Annotated in this window: 17 protein-coding genes; 16 read left to right on the forward strand and 1 reads right to left on the reverse strand. The window is 33.5% G+C overall.

The genetic code is table 11. The features are described from left to right. The first annotated feature begins 7 nt into the window (after positions 1–7). The 4 genes from N4T77_RS16705 to N4T77_RS16720 all read left to right on the forward strand — a co-directional run bounded on the left by N4T77_RS16705 (position 8) and on the right by N4T77_RS16720 (position 3,383). Positions 8–766 carry a 2Fe-2S iron-sulfur cluster-binding protein gene (locus N4T77_RS16705; protein ID WP_261672986.1) on the forward strand — a complete coding sequence of 253 codons (759 nt, stop codon included), beginning with the start codon at positions 8–10 and terminating at the stop codon, positions 764–766. A 53-nt stretch (positions 767–819) separates the two neighbouring features. Next, positions 820–1,374, forward strand: coding sequence for a 4Fe-4S dicluster domain-containing protein (locus tag N4T77_RS16710; RefSeq protein WP_261672987.1), 555 nt, complete (start codon positions 820–822; stop codon positions 1,372–1,374). 35 nt (positions 1,375–1,409) lie between these two features. Continuing rightward, on the forward strand, positions 1,410–2,789 hold the full coding sequence (locus tag N4T77_RS16715; RefSeq protein ID WP_261672988.1) for a [FeFe] hydrogenase, group A: 1,380 nt from the start codon (positions 1,410–1,412) through the stop codon (positions 2,787–2,789). A 72-nt stretch (positions 2,790–2,861) separates the two neighbouring features. After that, on the forward strand, positions 2,862–3,383 hold the full coding sequence (locus tag N4T77_RS16720) for a 4Fe-4S dicluster domain-containing protein (RefSeq protein WP_261672989.1): 522 nt from the start codon (positions 2,862–2,864) through the stop codon (positions 3,381–3,383). Positions 3,384–3,451: 68 nt separating this feature from the next. On the opposite strand, the gene N4T77_RS16725 is transcribed toward N4T77_RS16720, so the two are convergent. Continuing rightward, positions 3,452–4,882 carry a sigma-54-dependent Fis family transcriptional regulator gene (locus tag N4T77_RS16725; RefSeq protein WP_261672990.1) on the reverse strand — a complete coding sequence of 477 codons (1,431 nt, stop codon included), beginning with the start codon at positions 4,880–4,882 and terminating at the stop codon, positions 3,452–3,454. Positions 4,883–5,237: 355 nt separating this feature from the next. Between N4T77_RS16725 and N4T77_RS16730 the strand changes: the two genes are divergently transcribed. The 12 genes from N4T77_RS16730 (at position 5,238) to minD (ending at position 15,874) form a co-directional block, all read left to right on the forward strand. Next, positions 5,238–5,705 carry a chemotaxis protein CheX gene (locus N4T77_RS16730; protein WP_261672991.1) on the forward strand — a complete coding sequence of 156 codons (468 nt, stop codon included), beginning with the start codon at positions 5,238–5,240 and terminating at the stop codon, positions 5,703–5,705. 168 nt (positions 5,706–5,873) lie between these two features. Beyond that, entirely contained in the window at positions 5,874–6,401 is a 528-nt protein-coding gene (locus tag N4T77_RS16735; RefSeq protein WP_261672992.1) for a GNAT family N-acetyltransferase, read from the forward strand. A gap of 72 nt (positions 6,402–6,473) precedes the next feature. Beyond that, positions 6,474–7,208, forward strand: coding sequence for a hypothetical protein (locus N4T77_RS16740; protein ID WP_261672993.1), 735 nt, complete (start codon positions 6,474–6,476; stop codon positions 7,206–7,208). Positions 7,209–7,454: 246 nt separating this feature from the next. Further along, the gene (locus N4T77_RS16745) at positions 7,455–7,715 is read left to right on the forward strand and encodes a DUF4321 domain-containing protein (protein WP_318796548.1); all 261 of its coding nucleotides are present in this window, start codon (positions 7,455–7,457) and stop codon (positions 7,713–7,715) included. Between the two features lie 11 nt (positions 7,716–7,726). After that, positions 7,727–8,302 carry a Maf-like protein gene (locus N4T77_RS16750; protein WP_261672995.1) on the forward strand — a complete coding sequence of 192 codons (576 nt, stop codon included), beginning with the start codon at positions 7,727–7,729 and terminating at the stop codon, positions 8,300–8,302. A gap of 13 nt (positions 8,303–8,315) precedes the next feature. Beyond that, the gene (gene radC / locus N4T77_RS16755) at positions 8,316–9,002 is read left to right on the forward strand and encodes a DNA repair protein RadC (protein WP_261672996.1); all 687 of its coding nucleotides are present in this window, start codon (positions 8,316–8,318) and stop codon (positions 9,000–9,002) included. A gap of 21 nt (positions 9,003–9,023) precedes the next feature. Next, a complete protein-coding gene (locus N4T77_RS16760; RefSeq protein WP_261672997.1) occupies positions 9,024–10,034 on the forward strand; it encodes a rod shape-determining protein in 1,011 nt (336 codons plus the stop codon). A 9-nt stretch (positions 10,035–10,043) separates the two neighbouring features. Further along, complete coding sequence (gene mreC, locus N4T77_RS16765; protein WP_261672998.1) at positions 10,044–10,889, forward strand: rod shape-determining protein MreC; 846 nt, start codon at positions 10,044–10,046, stop codon at positions 10,887–10,889. Positions 10,890–10,900: 11 nt separating this feature from the next. Beyond that, positions 10,901–11,392, forward strand: a complete 492-nt coding sequence (mreD, locus tag N4T77_RS16770) for a rod shape-determining protein MreD (protein ID WP_261672999.1) — start codon at positions 10,901–10,903, stop codon at positions 11,390–11,392. Between the two features lie 15 nt (positions 11,393–11,407). Then, positions 11,408–14,182 carry a penicillin-binding transpeptidase domain-containing protein gene (locus N4T77_RS16775; RefSeq protein WP_261673001.1) on the forward strand — a complete coding sequence of 925 codons (2,775 nt, stop codon included), beginning with the start codon at positions 11,408–11,410 and terminating at the stop codon, positions 14,180–14,182. 247 nt (positions 14,183–14,429) lie between these two features. After that, positions 14,430–15,062 carry a septum site-determining protein MinC gene (gene minC / locus N4T77_RS16780; protein ID WP_261673002.1) on the forward strand — a complete coding sequence of 211 codons (633 nt, stop codon included), beginning with the start codon at positions 14,430–14,432 and terminating at the stop codon, positions 15,060–15,062. Positions 15,063–15,076: 14 nt separating this feature from the next. After that, on the forward strand, positions 15,077–15,874 hold the full coding sequence (gene minD / locus N4T77_RS16785; RefSeq protein ID WP_261673003.1) for a septum site-determining protein MinD: 798 nt from the start codon (positions 15,077–15,079) through the stop codon (positions 15,872–15,874). Positions 15,875–15,885: the final 11 nt, after the last annotated feature.

The following is a 15,885-nucleotide window of genomic DNA, read 5'->3' on the forward strand; positions in this document are numbered from 1 at the left end:
TGCTGCTATGAAAATTATAATTGATGGAAAAGCATGTGAAGCAGAACATGGTGAATATATACTACAAGTGGCAAGAAGAAATAACATATATATACCTACATTATGTCACAGCGATGCTCTTTCAGGGCTCGGAAGCTGCAGACTTTGTGTAGTTGAAGTAATAGACCGTGGATGGTCAAAGGTTGTAACTTCATGTATATTCCCTATTACTAAGGAAGTTGAAGTTGTAACAAATTCTAAAAAAATAAGAGAAATGAGAAAAGATATAATCATGCTTCTTCAAGCTAGATGCCCTGAGAATGAAGAACTTAAGAAAATGGCAGCAGAATTTGGAGTTGAGGAAGAGAGAGTAAATAGATTTAAGCTTGATAGAAGTGAAAACTGTGTACTTTGCGGACTTTGTGCAAGAGCTTGTGAAGAAATGGGCACTGGTGCTATATCCACAGTTGACAGAGGTATCTTTAAAAAGGTATCTACACCATTTGAAGACCCATCACCAGAATGTATAGGTTGTGCTGCTTGTGTTAATGTATGTCCAACTAATGCAATAAAAATGGTGGACAAGGATGGAGAAAGAGAAATATGGGGCAAAAAGCTTAAATTACAAGCTTGTGAAAGCTGTGGTAAGGAATTTGCTACTGTAGACCATTTAAGATTTGCATTTAAGAGATCCGGAGTGGAAATGGAAAAGGCCCTCTGTGAAGATTGTAAGAGAAAGGCTAGTTTAGAGAACATAAAAAATATTTTTGAAGGTTTAGAGCTGTAGCTTAGAGTTACTTAGAATTGAGAATTGGAAATTAAGGAAGGGTGGTAAGTTAAATGAAACCAGATCTTAACTCTTTTGTGATGGGGGACCCAAATAAGTGTATCGGATGTAGATCCTGTGAAGTAGCTTGTGCAGCAGCTCATAGAGAAGATAATACAGGTGCAACAATAGGTACTATGGATACCCCTATAATACCAAGATTGTTTTTTATAAAAAATAAAAATGCAGCTATGGAAATTCAGTGTAGACATTGTGAAGATGCTCCTTGTGCAAATTCGTGTCCAGCTGGAGCAATAACTGAAGTAGATGGAAGTATAGTAATAGATGATAAAGCTTGTATAGGATGTAAGACTTGTAGTCTAGTATGTCCAGTTGGAGCAATTGATTTATTACCAAGGTATGTAGGAAAAGTAGTAAATGGCGGAATTGACCGTAAGTTAACTATAATGGCGTATAAGTGTGACATGTGCAAAGAAGCTGGTGGTACACCAAATTGCATTAAGGCATGTCCAAAAGATGCTTTAAAAATAGCTACCCCAAAAGAAGATAAGACAGATCGTAATGTTAAAGCGGTTTTAGGGTTACTTAACCTTAACAAAAATCTGTAGGATGTAAAAATCCGGAAAAGAAAGGGATGTTAGAGATGTCAACAAATACTGCCATAATAAATATAGATAAAGAATTATGTACAGGTTGCAGACGTTGTTCAGATGTTTGTCCTGTTGACGCAATAGAAGGCAAAGAAGGAGAGCCACAGCAAATAAATGCAGATAAATGCGTAATGTGCGGACAATGTGTACAGACTTGTAAAGGCTATGCTCCTATGTATGAGGAAATTCCAACACCTAGAAGTAAAAAACTCTATGATAGAGGAATGTTAAAAAGTGTAAAAGAACCTATATTTGCAGCCTTTAATAAAGGTCGTGTAAATGAAGTTAGTGACTTATTAGAAAATAAAGATATGTTTAAGGTTGTACAATGTGCACCAGCGGTAAGAGTAGGATTAGCTGAAGATTTTGGCTTAAAACTGGGAACACTTACTCCTGGAAAACTAGCAGCAGCACTTCGCAGATTAGGTTTTGACAGAGTATATGATACAAACTTTACTGCAGACCTTACCATAATGGAAGAAGGAACTGAGCTTATAAAAAGAGTAACAGAAGGTGGAACCTTACCAATGTTTACATCCTGCTGTCCAGCATGGGTTAAGTATGTAGAACAAACATATCCAGAACTTATTGCTCATCTTTCAACCTGTAAATCACCACAGCAGATGGCTGGAGCAGTATTTAAAACCTATGGTGCTAAAATCAATAATGTTAACCCAGCTAGAGTGTTTAGCGCATCCGTTATGCCATGTACATGTAAACCTTTTGAAGCAGATAGAGAGGAAATGCAGGATAGTGGCCATAGAGATGTAGATGTGGCTATAACAACAAGAGAATTAGCACAATTAATAAAAGATAAAGGTATTGATTTCAACAGCTTACCTGAAGAAGAGTTTGATAATCCACTAGGAAATTACTCTGGTGCAGGTACTATTTTTGGTCTAACTGGTGGAGTTATGGAAGCAGCTCTTAGAACAGGCTATGAACTTATAACTAAGCAAGCTATACCAAGTGTAGATCTTACTGCTGTAAGAGGTGGAGAAGGCTTTAGAACAGCAGAAGTAGAAGTTGGAGACTTAAAGTTAAAGGTTGGAATAGTTTCAGGACTAAAACATGTTGAACCTCTAATGGAAAAGGTAAAAGCTGGTGAATGTGATTTACATTTTGTAGAAGTTATGACTTGTCCTGAAGGCTGTATAAGCGGAGGCGGACAGCCAAAGCTAATTTTAGATGAAGATAGGGATTTAGCTTATAATAACAGAAAAGCTGGACTTTACAATCATGATGCAAACTTAGAGATTAGAAAGTCCCATGAAAACCCTGCTATAAAGAAAATATATGAAGAGTTCTTTGGAGAACCTTTAGGTCATAAATCCCATGAACTTCTGCATACAAGTTATAAGTGTAGAAAATAGTTTTGACATATCAACCATGTTATGCCACTAACTTCTGCATACACATTATGAATGTAGAAAGGAGATCTAGTAATGACAAATCGCTTCGTAGTAGCTGACCCTAAAAAATGTATAGGCTGTAGAACTTGTGAAATTGCCTGCGTTGTATCTCATTCAGATACAAGTATTTTTGAGGAAGATTCTAGAGATATTCAATTTAATCCTCGTTTAACTGTAATTAAGACAGCAAAGGTGAGTGCACCAGTTCAATGTAGGCAGTGTGAAGAATCTCATTGTGCGAAGGTGTGTCCAGTGGACGCTATAAAAAATAAGGATGGCTGTTTAGTTGTAGATGAAAATCTATGCATAGGCTGTAAAACCTGTATAGTGGCTTGCCCATATGGATTAATTGAGCTAGTTGCACAGTATAAGGATGGAGAGAAAGTTTACCAAGACAGATTAAAGCGTATTGGTGAAGAAGGTGGAGCTGAAGATAAAGAGAGAATAGTCGCTAACAAGTGTGATCTTTGTAGAGATAGAGATCAAGGACCAGCTTGTATGGAGGTTTGTCCGACTTCTGCTCTAAGAATAATTAAATATGAAGATATAAGTTAAAACAAAGTGGACAGTTATGAGATTCTTCTCCAACTGTCCACTTTATTTCATGAGAGATAAATATATTTTTAGTGTTTATTAAAATCATCTAAATCAATTTCGTACTTGCTTATTTTTCTATAAATTGTGGCTTTTCCTATCTTTAACAAAACTGCTGCTTTTACAGCGTTTCCACCGCAGTGTTCAAGTGCTTCCTTTATACAGTTTTTCTCAACCATTTCCAAAGGAAGTATTTCTTTAGGATGTGGATGATTGTGCTTATGTTCTGGAGAAACTACGTGGGTATGGGTTACTACTGTTCTTATCTTGTTAAGTATATTTGAAGTAATTAAGGAGTCCTCACAAAGGTAATAAGATCTTTCTACTAGATTTCTAAGTTCACGTATATTTCCATCAAAACTGTAGTTTTTTAGTTTTTCTATATAGGATGAATCAGGGTATTTAGGATTACATGGATTTTTGGAATTTAATTTAGTAATGAAAAATTGAGCTAAAGGTTCAATATCTTCTTTTCTTTCTTTTAATGGCAGCAGGTGGAGGTTCATCACGCTAAGTCTATAATAAAGATCACTTCTAAAATTCTTGTTTTCTATCTCCTCTGTAAGAGTTCTGTTGGTTGCAGCAATTACCCTTACATCAATGGTTTTTTCATAAGTGCCGCCTACCCTTACAATTTTAAGGTTGTCCAATACTCTAAGAAGTTTTGATTGTATGTCTAAAGGAAGTTCACCAATCTCATCTAAGAATATAGTTCCGCCGTCAGCAAGTTCAAATTTTCCGGGATTTCCTCCTTTAGAGGCTCCTGTAAAGGCACCTTTTTCATAACCAAAAAGTTCACTTTCAACCAATTCCCTTGGAATTGCAGCACAGTTTACTGCAACAAAAGGGCCACGATGTCTTGAACTATAATTATGAATTGACTGTGCAAATACTTCTTTTCCTGTACCACTTTGTCCTTCGATTAGTATATTACAATTAGTTTTAGCAGCCTTTTGTGCAAACTCAACTATATTCCTCATTTCCTCAGTTCTGGTGATTATATCATCAAAGGTAAAGGATGCCTTATATCCTACAACCTTGTTAACAATATTATGTAAGTTTTTGGTATCTCGTAAAGATAGAACTAGTCCAATATTCTTACCTCTAACTCTAACAGGAATAATATTGGTGGAACACCTTATTTGGGTTCCATTTGAGTAGAAACTGCAGTCTTCATCAAAATGTTTTTCTCCAGTTAAAAGAATTGTATTTATAATATCATCCTTAAGAATATTGTTTAAATAGGTTTCATATAATACATCTTCTTTTATGCCAAGAGTTTTAACCGCAGCAATATTTACTTTTTTTATTAAAAGATTTTCGTCTGTAACAATTAAACCATCATTTGAAGAGTCAAAGACAGCTTGAAGTATAAAGGAAGAAATATCATATTCCAATATACTATCCATATCTATTCTACACATATCGCCTATATCTGACCAGAATTCTAAATCGTTCATAAAGTGCCTCCCCAAACTTTATTTTACATAAGAAATGTATTTAGTAAGTAATTAATGTAGAAGTGGAAAAAAACTAATACTTATAAGCTTATTGTAACATATTTTAGCAGTATATTAAATATTTAACTGTTTCATAATGATATTAAGTAAAAAGTAGCTTTATTATGAGAATAAAATTCTCATAATGATAATATATATTGTAAATTTTAATCATTTTGATACAAAAAATATTAGAAGTCAAAATAATATAATTTTATGTTGAATTTACATTGAATTTGTATAATAATTTATATAAACAATATAATTTTTGTGTAAATTTAATGATATATGATAGATATTAGGAGGAAGAACTACAATGAACGTAGAGTATATTGATCCATTTATAGAAGCTACCCAGGATATGCTTAGCCAGGTGGCTAATGCAAAAACTACTTTAGGTAAAGTTTTCTCAAGAAATTCGTCCTTTAGCGGAGATAACGTTGTTATAATAGTAGGTATAGCAGGAGATTTGAAAGGACAGGTTATTTTTAACTTACGTAATGAATCAGCTTGTAGTATTGCTTCCAGTATGATGTGTGGTATGCCTGTATCTAAATTAGATGACATGGCTAGATCCGCTATTAGTGAACTGGCAAATATGATTTCAGGAAATGCTGCAACAATATTTTCCACAAAAAAAATAGCTTTAGATATAACACCACCTACCATAATGATAGGAGATAACATAGAGATATCTACAACGAAATCTACTTCAGTATGTGCACCTCTTACCATGGAAAACGGTAACTCTTTTGAAATAAATATTTCACTTTCTGATAACTAGAATAGAGTAGTAGCAAAAATTCCTGGGCTAGACGATAGTTCAGGAATTTTATTATTATCTCTTTAGTAATTTGGTCAGCAAATATAGAATTCATTAAAATAAAGGAATTTAAAGACCAATGTAGAATTTAAAATTTAATGTATTTTTAAGCGGTAAAGAGGTGGAAGTATGTTAGATGTAAATATAGATTTTGGAGATATCAGTGTGTCAAGGATAGAAAAGGTTGATTTGCCGCAGATCGAAATGTGTATGGAGCTTGAAAAACAGTTCTTAGGAGGTATAGACAATTTAGATGAGTTGTCAGAAAGGTTTTGGGAAAGCTATATAAGCGAATGTGAGTTTTTCCTAAAGATAAATAAAAGAGAAAAATTAATTGGAATTTTGAAGGGAAGAATGGAATTTAAAAACCCTAATGAAGTATGGATTTGGTTTTTCTATCTTAATGATAACTATAAAGACACTGATTTAGGTAGCAAAATAATTAAAGAATTAATTAAATACTTTTCAGAGGAATATGGTACAGATATATTTTTCACTAGAGTAGCGAAAAACGATTCCCTAAATATTAGTTTTTGGAAAGAAGTTGGATTTGAAACAGTTAGAATGGTAAAGAATTTTTATCGTATTGATAATGAGTATGTAGACATGTTAATTATGAAAAAGATATTAACCAGTAATAAATTTAATACAATATAAATATTAATAGTATATATAACAGTTTATCTTTATAAAAGTAAGTTGGGAGGACTTTTAGCTGGGGGTGAGAAAATGAAGTACACACGGTATGATCTGAAAAGGAAAAACGATAATAAAGCTTTTATATTAATGATACTTTTGGTATTTATTTTAGCCTTTATACTTGGAACTGCTATCTTTAGATTGTTGACAGGAAACGCTTTAGGCTTTAATAGTGGGGGAAGTAACACTAATAATGGGGGTAGCGTTAATAATTCATCTAAAGCAGTAGATAGTTCTAGCAAGAACACAGATACTAGTGATAAAATTGTTAAATACATAGCAGTACAGGGTGGTATATACCAAAACAAGGAGAATGTAGACAGTGAGAAGAATCTATTGATACAGTACGGAACTCCTTTTACAGTAGTTGAGAATGACAAAACTAGAGTGTTTTTAGGAGTTTATACGGAAAGTCATGGAGAGGAAATAATTAAATCTCTTTCAGAACAAAAGGTAGACAACTCTAAAATGCTTTTTACCATAAGTAAGAAGGACCTATGTGATAGTGAGATAACGGAAATAATAAATGCTAATCTACAAATATTAAACAAGCTATCAGAAAAAGATGTTAAGGCTATACAGACAGAAGAGTTAAAGAAGTGGTGTTCATCTTTAAAAAAAGTAGATAAGGATAGTAAAAATATAAATTTACTGAATGATATCAAGAATCATGTCAATAATATGCCTAAGGAGTTGCCTAAAGACAAGGCTGCAGAAAATTACGCTTACATATATAGTATTTTAAAAAAAATGAGTCAAAAGTAGAATAAGATAACTGCTATAAGCTTTAAGTATGTATAGGTACTTAAAGCTTATTGTTTTTCATCCTAATTATTAATGAAGGGAACTTAAGTTTTCAAATAGATAAAGAGAAACTTTATAAGTCTTTATCATGAATAAACAACCTGTAAATTATTTTAAAAATTTTTCTAAACAATATCATATATACTTGTTTATGAATTTATTAAATGATAAACTATATTAGATATATTATTAAGGTAGGGGATGTCTGTGAGAGGGGTTGAAAAAGGCATAAGTTTCTTATGGTTTATAATATTCTTAGGCGCTGTATGTGGCAGTCTCATTGGAGATATACTAGGAAGTAGCCTAAGTATTTTAAATTTTCTCAAGGACTCTTATGCGATAGGTACATCAACACCAATTATATTAAATCTTAAGGTTATGGTTTTAACTTTAGGTTTGAATTTTAATATTAATATTATGACTATAATTGGTATAATTGTGGCTATAATACTATACAGAAGATATTAGGAAGTGGGATTATGAAAATCATTTTAGCGTCGGCTTCTAGCAGAAGACAGGAGTTACTAAATAGATTGACAGAGGATTTTAAAATTATAGTTAGTGATTTTGATGAAAGTTCTGTTGAATTTAAAGGTGACTGTGGTTCCTATGTTATGGAGTTAGCAGAAGGGAAAGCTTTAGACGTCTGTAATAAAGTAAAAGAAGAGACTATTGTAATAGGATGTGACACTATAGTGTCTTATAAGGACACTATACTAGGAAAGCCACAGGATAAAAAAGAGGCATTTAATATGCTTAAGCTTCTAAGTGGCAACATACATCAGGTATACTCTGGAATAGCTGTTGTAAATAACAGCAGCGGTAAAATAATAAGGGAGTTTATCTGTACAGATGTAAAATTTGACAAATTATCCGACGAGCAAATAGAAAAGTACATAGAAAAGGGAGAGTATGCAGATAAAGCAGGAGCTTATGGCATCCAAGGATATGGTGGAATTTTTGTTGAAGAAATTCACGGGTGCTATTATAATGTTGTAGGGCTTCCTTTAAATAAATTGTCAAAGATGCTGAAGGAGATGGGGGTAAATCTATAAGGAGTATAATTTTATGGAAGAAACTTTAAAGATTATGGATTTACCAGAAGGCGAAAGACCTAGAGAGAGATTGTTAAGATACGGTGTTGAGGCTTTATCAAATGCTGAACTTTTAGCAGTGATTTTAAGATCCGGAAGTAAAAAAGAAAATATATTAAACTTAAGCAGTAGAATTATTAAGGAAAATGGGGGATTAAGTGGCATTTTAAATTCCACGTTAGAAGATTTTATAAGCCTCCATGGAGTTGGTAAGGTAAAAGCGGCACAACTTATGGCTTTAGTAGAAATTTCTAAAAGATTTAAGTCCTACAAAAATGGTGATGAATATAAAATATCCTCACCAAAGGATGCGGCAGATTTAGTTATGGAAGAAATGAGAAGTTTAAAACAGGAGCATCTAAAGGTAATAATGTTAAATACAAAAAATGTAGTAATTTTTACTAAGGATGTTTCCGTTGGAAGTCTAAATTCATCTATAGTTCATCCAAGGGAAGTATTTTGCGATGCTATTAGAAAAAATAGTGCTTCCATAATTATATGTCACAATCATCCATCAGGGGACCCCGTTCCTAGCAATGAAGATATTAATATAACTTGCAGGTTAAAAGAATGTGGAAAACTTTTAGGTGTTGACTTATTAGACCATTTGATTATAGGAAATGGAAAATACACTAGTCTTAAGGAAAAAGGAATAGTGTAAAAAGTGAAAGGAGAATTTAGAATGGGATTTTTCGGAATGTCTAAGGACATGGGAATTGATTTAGGAACAGCTAACACTTTAATATATGTTAAGGGAAAAGGTATTATGCTTAGAGAGCCCTCAGTAGTGGCTATTAACAGTGATGTAAAGAAGGTACTTGCTGTTGGTGATGAGGCAAAGCAAATGATTGGAAGAACTCCAGGAAACATAGTTGCTATAAGACCACTAAAGGATGGAGTTATAGCTGATTTTGACGTAACTCAAACAATGTTAAGAAAGTTTATTGAAAAAGTGAGTCCAAAGTCTGCTTTTACAAGTCCTAGAATAGTAGTATGCTTTCCATCAGGAGTAACTGAGGTTGAAAAGAGAGCAATAGATGAGGCTACAAAACAGGCTGGTGCAAGAGATGTATTGCTTATGGAAGAGCCTATGGCAGCGGCAATTGGTGCTGGACTTCCAGTAAATGAGCCAACAGGAAGCATGATTGTTGACATCGGAGGAGGTACTACAGAAGTAGCTGTAATATCTCTTGGAGGTATTGTTACAAGTAAATCCCTAAGAGTTGCTGGTGATGAACTAGAGCATGCTATAATGAGCTATATTAAGAAAGAATATAGTCTTGCTATAGGAGAAAGAACAGCAGAAAATGTTAAGATAGAGCTAGGTTCAGCCTTTGATACTGGAGAAGAAAACTCTATGGAAATAAGAGGAAGAGACCTTATTTCAGGTCTACCTAAGGTTATAAACATTACATCACCAGAAGTAAGAGAGGCTTTAAAGGAACCAGTAGCAGCAATAATTGACTCAATTAAAACAACTCTTGAAAAAACTCCACCAGAACTTGCTTCAGATATTATGGACAAAGGAATTATGTTAGCAGGTGGTGGTGCTATGCTTAGAGGACTAGACCTGCTTATAAATAAAGAAACTCATATGCCTGTTCATATAGCAGAATCTCCTCTTGACTGTGTTGCACTAGGCGCTGGAAAGGCACTAGACACTATTGATAAAATAGTAGCTAGCAGAAAATAGAAAATAGACATGAAATTTTTGAAGAATAAACTGGCGGTAACTATAGTGGTACTGTCAGTTACATTTTTAATTTTAATTTCACGCAGTATTAAGAGGGATAGTATTTCATACATGGGAAATGGTATAGGAATAACCTTTAATTCCCTGCAGGGTGGTTTGTATAAGTTTAATACTAAGGTTAAAGATTCTGTAAGTTTTATTTTTAGTTTTTCAAGAGTAAAAGAGGAAAATGAGCAGTTGAAAAAGAAAAATAGTCAGCTTGAAAGCAAGGCTCTTGATTACGATTCATTAAAAAATGAAAATGAGAGATTAAGAGAAATGCTGAACTTTAAAGATCAGAGATCAGAATATAATTATATTGGCTGTGACATAATAGGGAAAAGTGGTAGTGGACTTTTAGATCAATTTGTAATAAATAAGGGAAGTAAAGATGGTATTGAAAAACAAATGATTGCAATAACTTCTCAAGGGTTAGTTGGTCAGGTTACTAGTGTTGGAAGTAACTGGGCTATAGTTCAGACCTTAGCTAACGAGAATCTGGCAGTAAGCGGAACCATAGAAAGCACAAATGATAACAGTGGAATAGTTAAAGGTTACAAAGACAGTGATAACAGATTACTTGCAAAGTTATACTATCTTCCTTTAGATTCAAGTGTTAAAAAAGGCGATGTAATATTAACTTCAGGGCTTGGCGGACTTTATCCAAAGGGAATAAGAATTGGATCTGTAATAAATGTAGAAGAGGATAAGGGCAAAGTAATGAAAAATGCTGTAATTAAGCCTTATGTTGACTTTAACAAGCTTGAAGAACTGTTCATAGTTTTACCTAAGAACAAAATAGAAGTAAAGTACTAAGGTGATATAAGATGAAAAAAATAATGATTTTGGCTCTTTTATCAATTCTATTTTTTATATTAGATAATATATTTATGCCTTTTTTAGCAGTAAAAACTATCTATCCTAGTATGGTTTTAGTTTTTATAATCTGCTATTCTATTGTTAACGGGAAATGGGAAGGTTTGTGGCTAGGTGTGTTTTGTGGTCTGCTTCAAGATGCATATTTTACTAGTGCTTTTGGACTAAATGCTTTTGTAAATATGATAGTGTGCGTAATAGCAGGGGTTATAGGAGACAACATATTCAAGGAAAAGAGGCTAATTCCGGTAGCATCCTGCTTTATGCTTAGTTTTTTAAAGGGTATTTTGTTGCTTTTAATACTATATTTAAATGCAATATATATGGACTTTAAAGACATACTTTATATAAGTCTTTATAATAGTATTGTCTGCGTGCTACTTTATAAAAGTATATATAAACTCTGCGGAAAAGAATATATGCAGAGACGATGGAAGTTTTAGAGGAATGGTGATTCTATGAAGGGAAATAATAAGAGAGAGTTTACTAGATACACTGCATTAATAGTAATAATGATAGGTATATTTACTGCTATTGCCTCAAAACTATTTACTCTTCAGGTGCTGAGGGCTGAGGAATTTAAAGAAAAGGCAAATAATAGATCTATAAGGGAAATTCCAGATGCTGCGCCAAGAGGAAATATTCTTGATAAAAATGGAGTTCCTCTAGCTGTTAACACTCAAAGTTACGTCTTGGTATACAATCAAACAGATGAAAGTGACAAGACTTTTTTTGATACTATGGACAAGGTCTTTAAAATATTGGATGAAAACGGCGAAATTCAGCAAGATGACTTTGAACTTAAAATAGATCCTTTTAGGTTTGAGTTTAGAAGTGATGACCCACAAGTAAAGAGAACTATTGAGTTAAGATTTAAAAAAGACAGAGGATTACATGAAGAAATTAGTAGAAAGATACTAGACGATAAAAAAGGTGAGGTAACAAAAGAAGAACAGCAAAAAATTGATGAGGAATTACTTAAGATAACCCCAGAAGAAACCTTTAAAAAGCTAGTTAAACAATATAAAATAGATGAGAGTAAATATCCTTTAGATAAGCAAAGAAGATTTATGATAGTTAAAGATACTTTAAAGATGCAGAGCTTTTCAGGGTATAAGCCTGTAGTAGTGGCAAGTAATATAAAAAAGGAAACTGCATTTAAGTTTTTACAGATGTTAAATGAACTTCCAGGTATTGATGTAAATACTCAGCCTATAAGAACTTACCCTAATGGAGAAATAGGTTCTGCTTTCTTAGGATATATATCAAAGATCAGCTCTGATCAAGATAAGTATCAGGAAAAAGGATATGACACAAGCACAGATTATGTAGGGGCTGCAGGTATTGAAAGTGTATTTGAAGATAGACTTAAAGGATCAAAGGGTGGAAGAATAGTAAAGCTTAATAAACAAGGAAGAATAATAGAAGAGCTTGGAAGAAGAGAACCTTATCCAGGACAAAGTATTCAATTGACAATTGACAAGGATGTGCAGGCAGCTGCAGAAAAATCCTTAGATGAAGTTATGACTAATTTAAGGAATAACCCATATAATGGAGACGTAAATACATCCAATGCTACCAGAGGAGCTGCTGTAGCTATAGATGTTAATACTGGTGCAGTAATAGCTTTGGCAAGTAGACCAGGATATGATCCTAATTTATTTGCAGCACCAGGAAGATTGTCTTCAGAATTATACAAAAAGTACTTTAGCCCTGATTTAGGAGAGTTTGGAAGAGAGTATATTTATCAGCGGGGACTTACAGGATATTATCAAGGAAAAAGTGTAGAAGATGTATTAAATGTATTATTCCCTTTAGATAAAGGAATTGAAAATAATACAACTATAAGACAGGATACCTACGATATATATCCAAAGCCATTTTATAACTATGCTACTCAATCTGTTGTACCTCCAGGTTCTACCTTTAAGCCTATGACTGCTATTGCTGGGCTTGAAAGTGGTGTTATAACACCAGGATATACCATATTTGATAATGGAACCTTTGATATGGGTGGAGGACATATTACTCATTTTGCTGTTGGAGGCTATGGTCCAGTAGATTTGGCAAAGGGCTTAGAGGTATCAAGTAACCCTTACTTTATGACTGTAGGAAAGCTAATGAGAGAAGCTTTTGGTGATGATATACTAGCCAAATATGCTTGGAAATTTGGATTAGGTGCACAACCAAACTCTAATGTTAAGCCAGCTACAGGTATAGAGATACCAGAAAGATTTGGCCAGGTGTTTAATAGTTATTCTATAAAAAATATCTATGCTAGTCAGTATTTATGGCGAACTATGGAGACACTTAAAAATGGAACAGATAATAGAGGTTCAAGTTACACTGCTATAGATTTGTATGACGACAAAGGTGATTCAGATAAGGTAAAGGGAATCAAAAGTGACTTAAAGAAATTAATACAAGAGTCTATAAAAGAAGGAAGCAAGGTTTTTGACAAATCCAAGTACAGGACTTTATTACAAGACTTAGTTGCTTCTGATCCAAAATACAGTGGTAAAAGTATTAATAAAAAAGAAATAGATTCAATGATAGATGCAATTTACTATGTTACTGTCTCTGACGCAAACAGTCAGCTAAGAGTTGGTGCTAATATGTATAACGCATCTATAGGTCAAGGGATAAGCAATTTTACACCACTTCAAATGGCTAATTTTGCAGCAACAATTGCTAATGGTGGTACTAGGTATAAATTGCACTTAGTAGACAAAATATTAAATGCTGATGGAAAAGTTATTGAGGAAGTTAAACCAGAAGTAATAGAAAAAACAGGTGTTAAACCAGAAACCTTAGAAGCTGTTAGATATGGAATGTCATTGGTTAACAGCGGGGAAGATGGAACAGCTGCGCAGGCCTTTAAGGGATTTCCATTGAAAACTGCAGGTAAAACCGGTTCAGCAACTTTCAGTAACTCTCAGGATGCTTTTGGAAGAACTTCTTACGGTCTTTATGTTGGATTTGCACCTTATGAAAATCCTCAAATAGCAGTATGTGCTATAGTGTTTGACGGTGGACACGGAGGTTTTGTAGCACCAGTTGCAAGAGCTATGTATGATGCATACTTTAAATTAGAGAACGGACAAAACACAGACCAAAATTCTAATAATGCACAAAATAGCGGGCAGAATGAAACATCTACAAATACTGATGCTCAAGGAAATACTGAAAACAATAGTGGAAATAATTCAGGGAATACTGAAGGACAACAGTAAAAATAGGGAATTGGGAATGGGAAATTAGAAATAAGAGATAGTTTTTCTACTAGTGTCGAAAAGTCATCTATTATTTCTAATCCCAATTGCCGGTTTCCTATTTTATTTTTATGTTAATATGTCTTGATTTGTACAAAATATAAATTTTGAAAACCTTTTTCCTTTTTAGAAAATAAAATTAAAATTTAGAAGGATTTAAGGGTGCTATGTTGAAATATAAAGTATGGTGGTTTATTGGAGGTCTAATATGGTTGATGATAATATTGTAATTAAAGGTAATAGAGATGGAATAAATGCAGTTATAAATATGAATAAGTTTAAAGATTTTGACGAAATGCTCGATATATTAACAAAAAGGCTGTCAGCAGGAAAATCCTTTTACAAAGGATGCACTCTAAAAATAACCACTGAGCTTAAGTATATAAATGATAAAGAATTTAGAAAGTTAAAGGATGTTCTATTTGAGCAATTTTTAATAAAAGACTGTATACTTGAAGATAAGGAAGAAAAAAGTGCTAAGATTTTTTCAGGTATTTATGAAGGTCGTACAAAATTTCTAAGAAGAACTATAAGAAGTGGACAGGTTATAAATTACCCAGGAAATGTAGTTATAATTGGGGATGTTAATGCAGGGGCAGAGATATATGCTGCTGGTAATGTAATAGTCCTTGGATCCCTAAGAGGATATGTACATGCTGGCTTTGGAGGAAACACTAGAGCTTTGGTTGCGGCATTTTATTTACAGCCAGAAATATTAAGAATTTCAGATATTATGACTAGGTCTCCTGAGGATAATGTTAAACCGCAGTATCCGGAGGTTGCAAGAGTAAAAGGGGACACAATAATCGTAGAACCATATTTGCCTAATAAATTTATTTAATGGAGGTAGTGTAGATGGGAGAAGCTATAGTAGTAACATCAGGTAAGGGTGGAGTTGGAAAAACTACTACCACAGCGAATATTGGAACAGGCTTAGCTGCACTGGGGAAAAGTGTCGTTGTAATTGATGGAGATACAGGACTTAGAAATCTTGATGTTTTAATGGGACTAGAAAACAGAATCGTTTTCACACTAATAGATGTAATAGAAGGAAAATGTAGATTAAAGCAAGCTTTAATAAAAGATAAAAGATTACCGCATCTTTTTCTGCTTCCTACAGCACAGACACGTGATAAAGATGATGTAAGTGCAGAGCAAATGTTAGACTTAGTATCTGAATTGAAAAAAGAATTTGATTACGTTATAATAGACTGCCCAGCTGGAATAGAGCAGGGATTTGAAAATGCCATTATTGGTGCAGATAGAGCACTAGTAGTAGTAAATCCTGAAGTAACTTCTGTAAGAGATTCTGATAGGGTTATCGGTAAATTAGATGCTAGAGGTTTAGAGAATCATCAACTTATAATAAACAGAATAAATTATAAAATGACACAAAATGGAGATATGCTTGACGTTAATGATATATTAGATAGCTTAGCAATAAAGTTATTAGGAGTAGTGCCTGATGACAGGACCATTACTGTTTCGACTAATAAAGGAGAGCCAGTAGTACTAGATGATAAGGCACTTGCGGGACAGGCTTTTAAAAATATAGCGAGAAGAATAACTGGTGAGACAGTACCCTTTATGGATTTAAGCATTGGACAAGAAGGATTATTCTCATCCATAAGAAAGTTATTTCGCATTAAATAGGGGGTGGAGTA

It is taken from the genome of Clostridium sp. CX1, assembly GCF_025398335.1.
Classification (GTDB): Bacteria; Bacillota; Clostridia; order Clostridiales; family Clostridiaceae; genus Clostridium_AM; species Clostridium_AM tanneri.

Bases quoted from the DNA above. Each gene is read 5' to 3' on its own strand.
- N4T77_RS16710 (WP_261672987.1), top strand. From the start codon at position 820: ATGAAACCAGATCTTAACTCTTTTGTGATGGGGGACCCAAATAAGTGT.
- mreC (WP_261672998.1), top strand. From the start codon at position 10,044: ATGAAATTTTTGAAGAATAAACTGGCGGTAACTATAGTGGTACTGTCA.
- N4T77_RS16760 (WP_261672997.1), top strand. From the start codon at position 9,024: ATGGGATTTTTCGGAATGTCTAAGGACATGGGAATTGATTTAGGAACA.
- N4T77_RS16775 (WP_261673001.1), top strand. From the start codon at position 11,408: ATGAAGGGAAATAATAAGAGAGAGTTTACTAGATACACTGCATTAATA.
- N4T77_RS16740 (WP_261672993.1), top strand. From the start codon at position 6,474: ATGAAGTACACACGGTATGATCTGAAAAGGAAAAACGATAATAAAGCT.
- mreD (WP_261672999.1), top strand. From the start codon at position 10,901: ATGAAAAAAATAATGATTTTGGCTCTTTTATCAATTCTATTTTTTATA.
- minC (WP_261673002.1), top strand. From the start codon at position 14,430: ATGGTTGATGATAATATTGTAATTAAAGGTAATAGAGATGGAATAAAT.
- N4T77_RS16720 (WP_261672989.1), top strand. From the start codon at position 2,862: ATGACAAATCGCTTCGTAGTAGCTGACCCTAAAAAATGTATAGGCTGT.
- N4T77_RS16715 (WP_261672988.1), top strand. From the start codon at position 1,410: ATGTCAACAAATACTGCCATAATAAATATAGATAAAGAATTATGTACA.
- N4T77_RS16725 (WP_261672990.1), bottom strand. From the start codon at position 4,882: ATGAACGATTTAGAATTCTGGTCAGATATAGGCGATATGTGTAGAATA.
- radC (WP_261672996.1), top strand. From the start codon at position 8,316: ATGGAAGAAACTTTAAAGATTATGGATTTACCAGAAGGCGAAAGACCT.
- N4T77_RS16735 (WP_261672992.1), top strand. From the start codon at position 5,874: ATGTTAGATGTAAATATAGATTTTGGAGATATCAGTGTGTCAAGGATA.
- N4T77_RS16730 (WP_261672991.1), top strand. From the start codon at position 5,238: ATGAACGTAGAGTATATTGATCCATTTATAGAAGCTACCCAGGATATG.
- N4T77_RS16750 (WP_261672995.1), top strand. From the start codon at position 7,727: ATGAAAATCATTTTAGCGTCGGCTTCTAGCAGAAGACAGGAGTTACTA.
- minD (WP_261673003.1), top strand. From the start codon at position 15,077: ATGGGAGAAGCTATAGTAGTAACATCAGGTAAGGGTGGAGTTGGAAAA.
- N4T77_RS16705 (WP_261672986.1), top strand. From the start codon at position 8: ATGAAAATTATAATTGATGGAAAAGCATGTGAAGCAGAACATGGTGAA.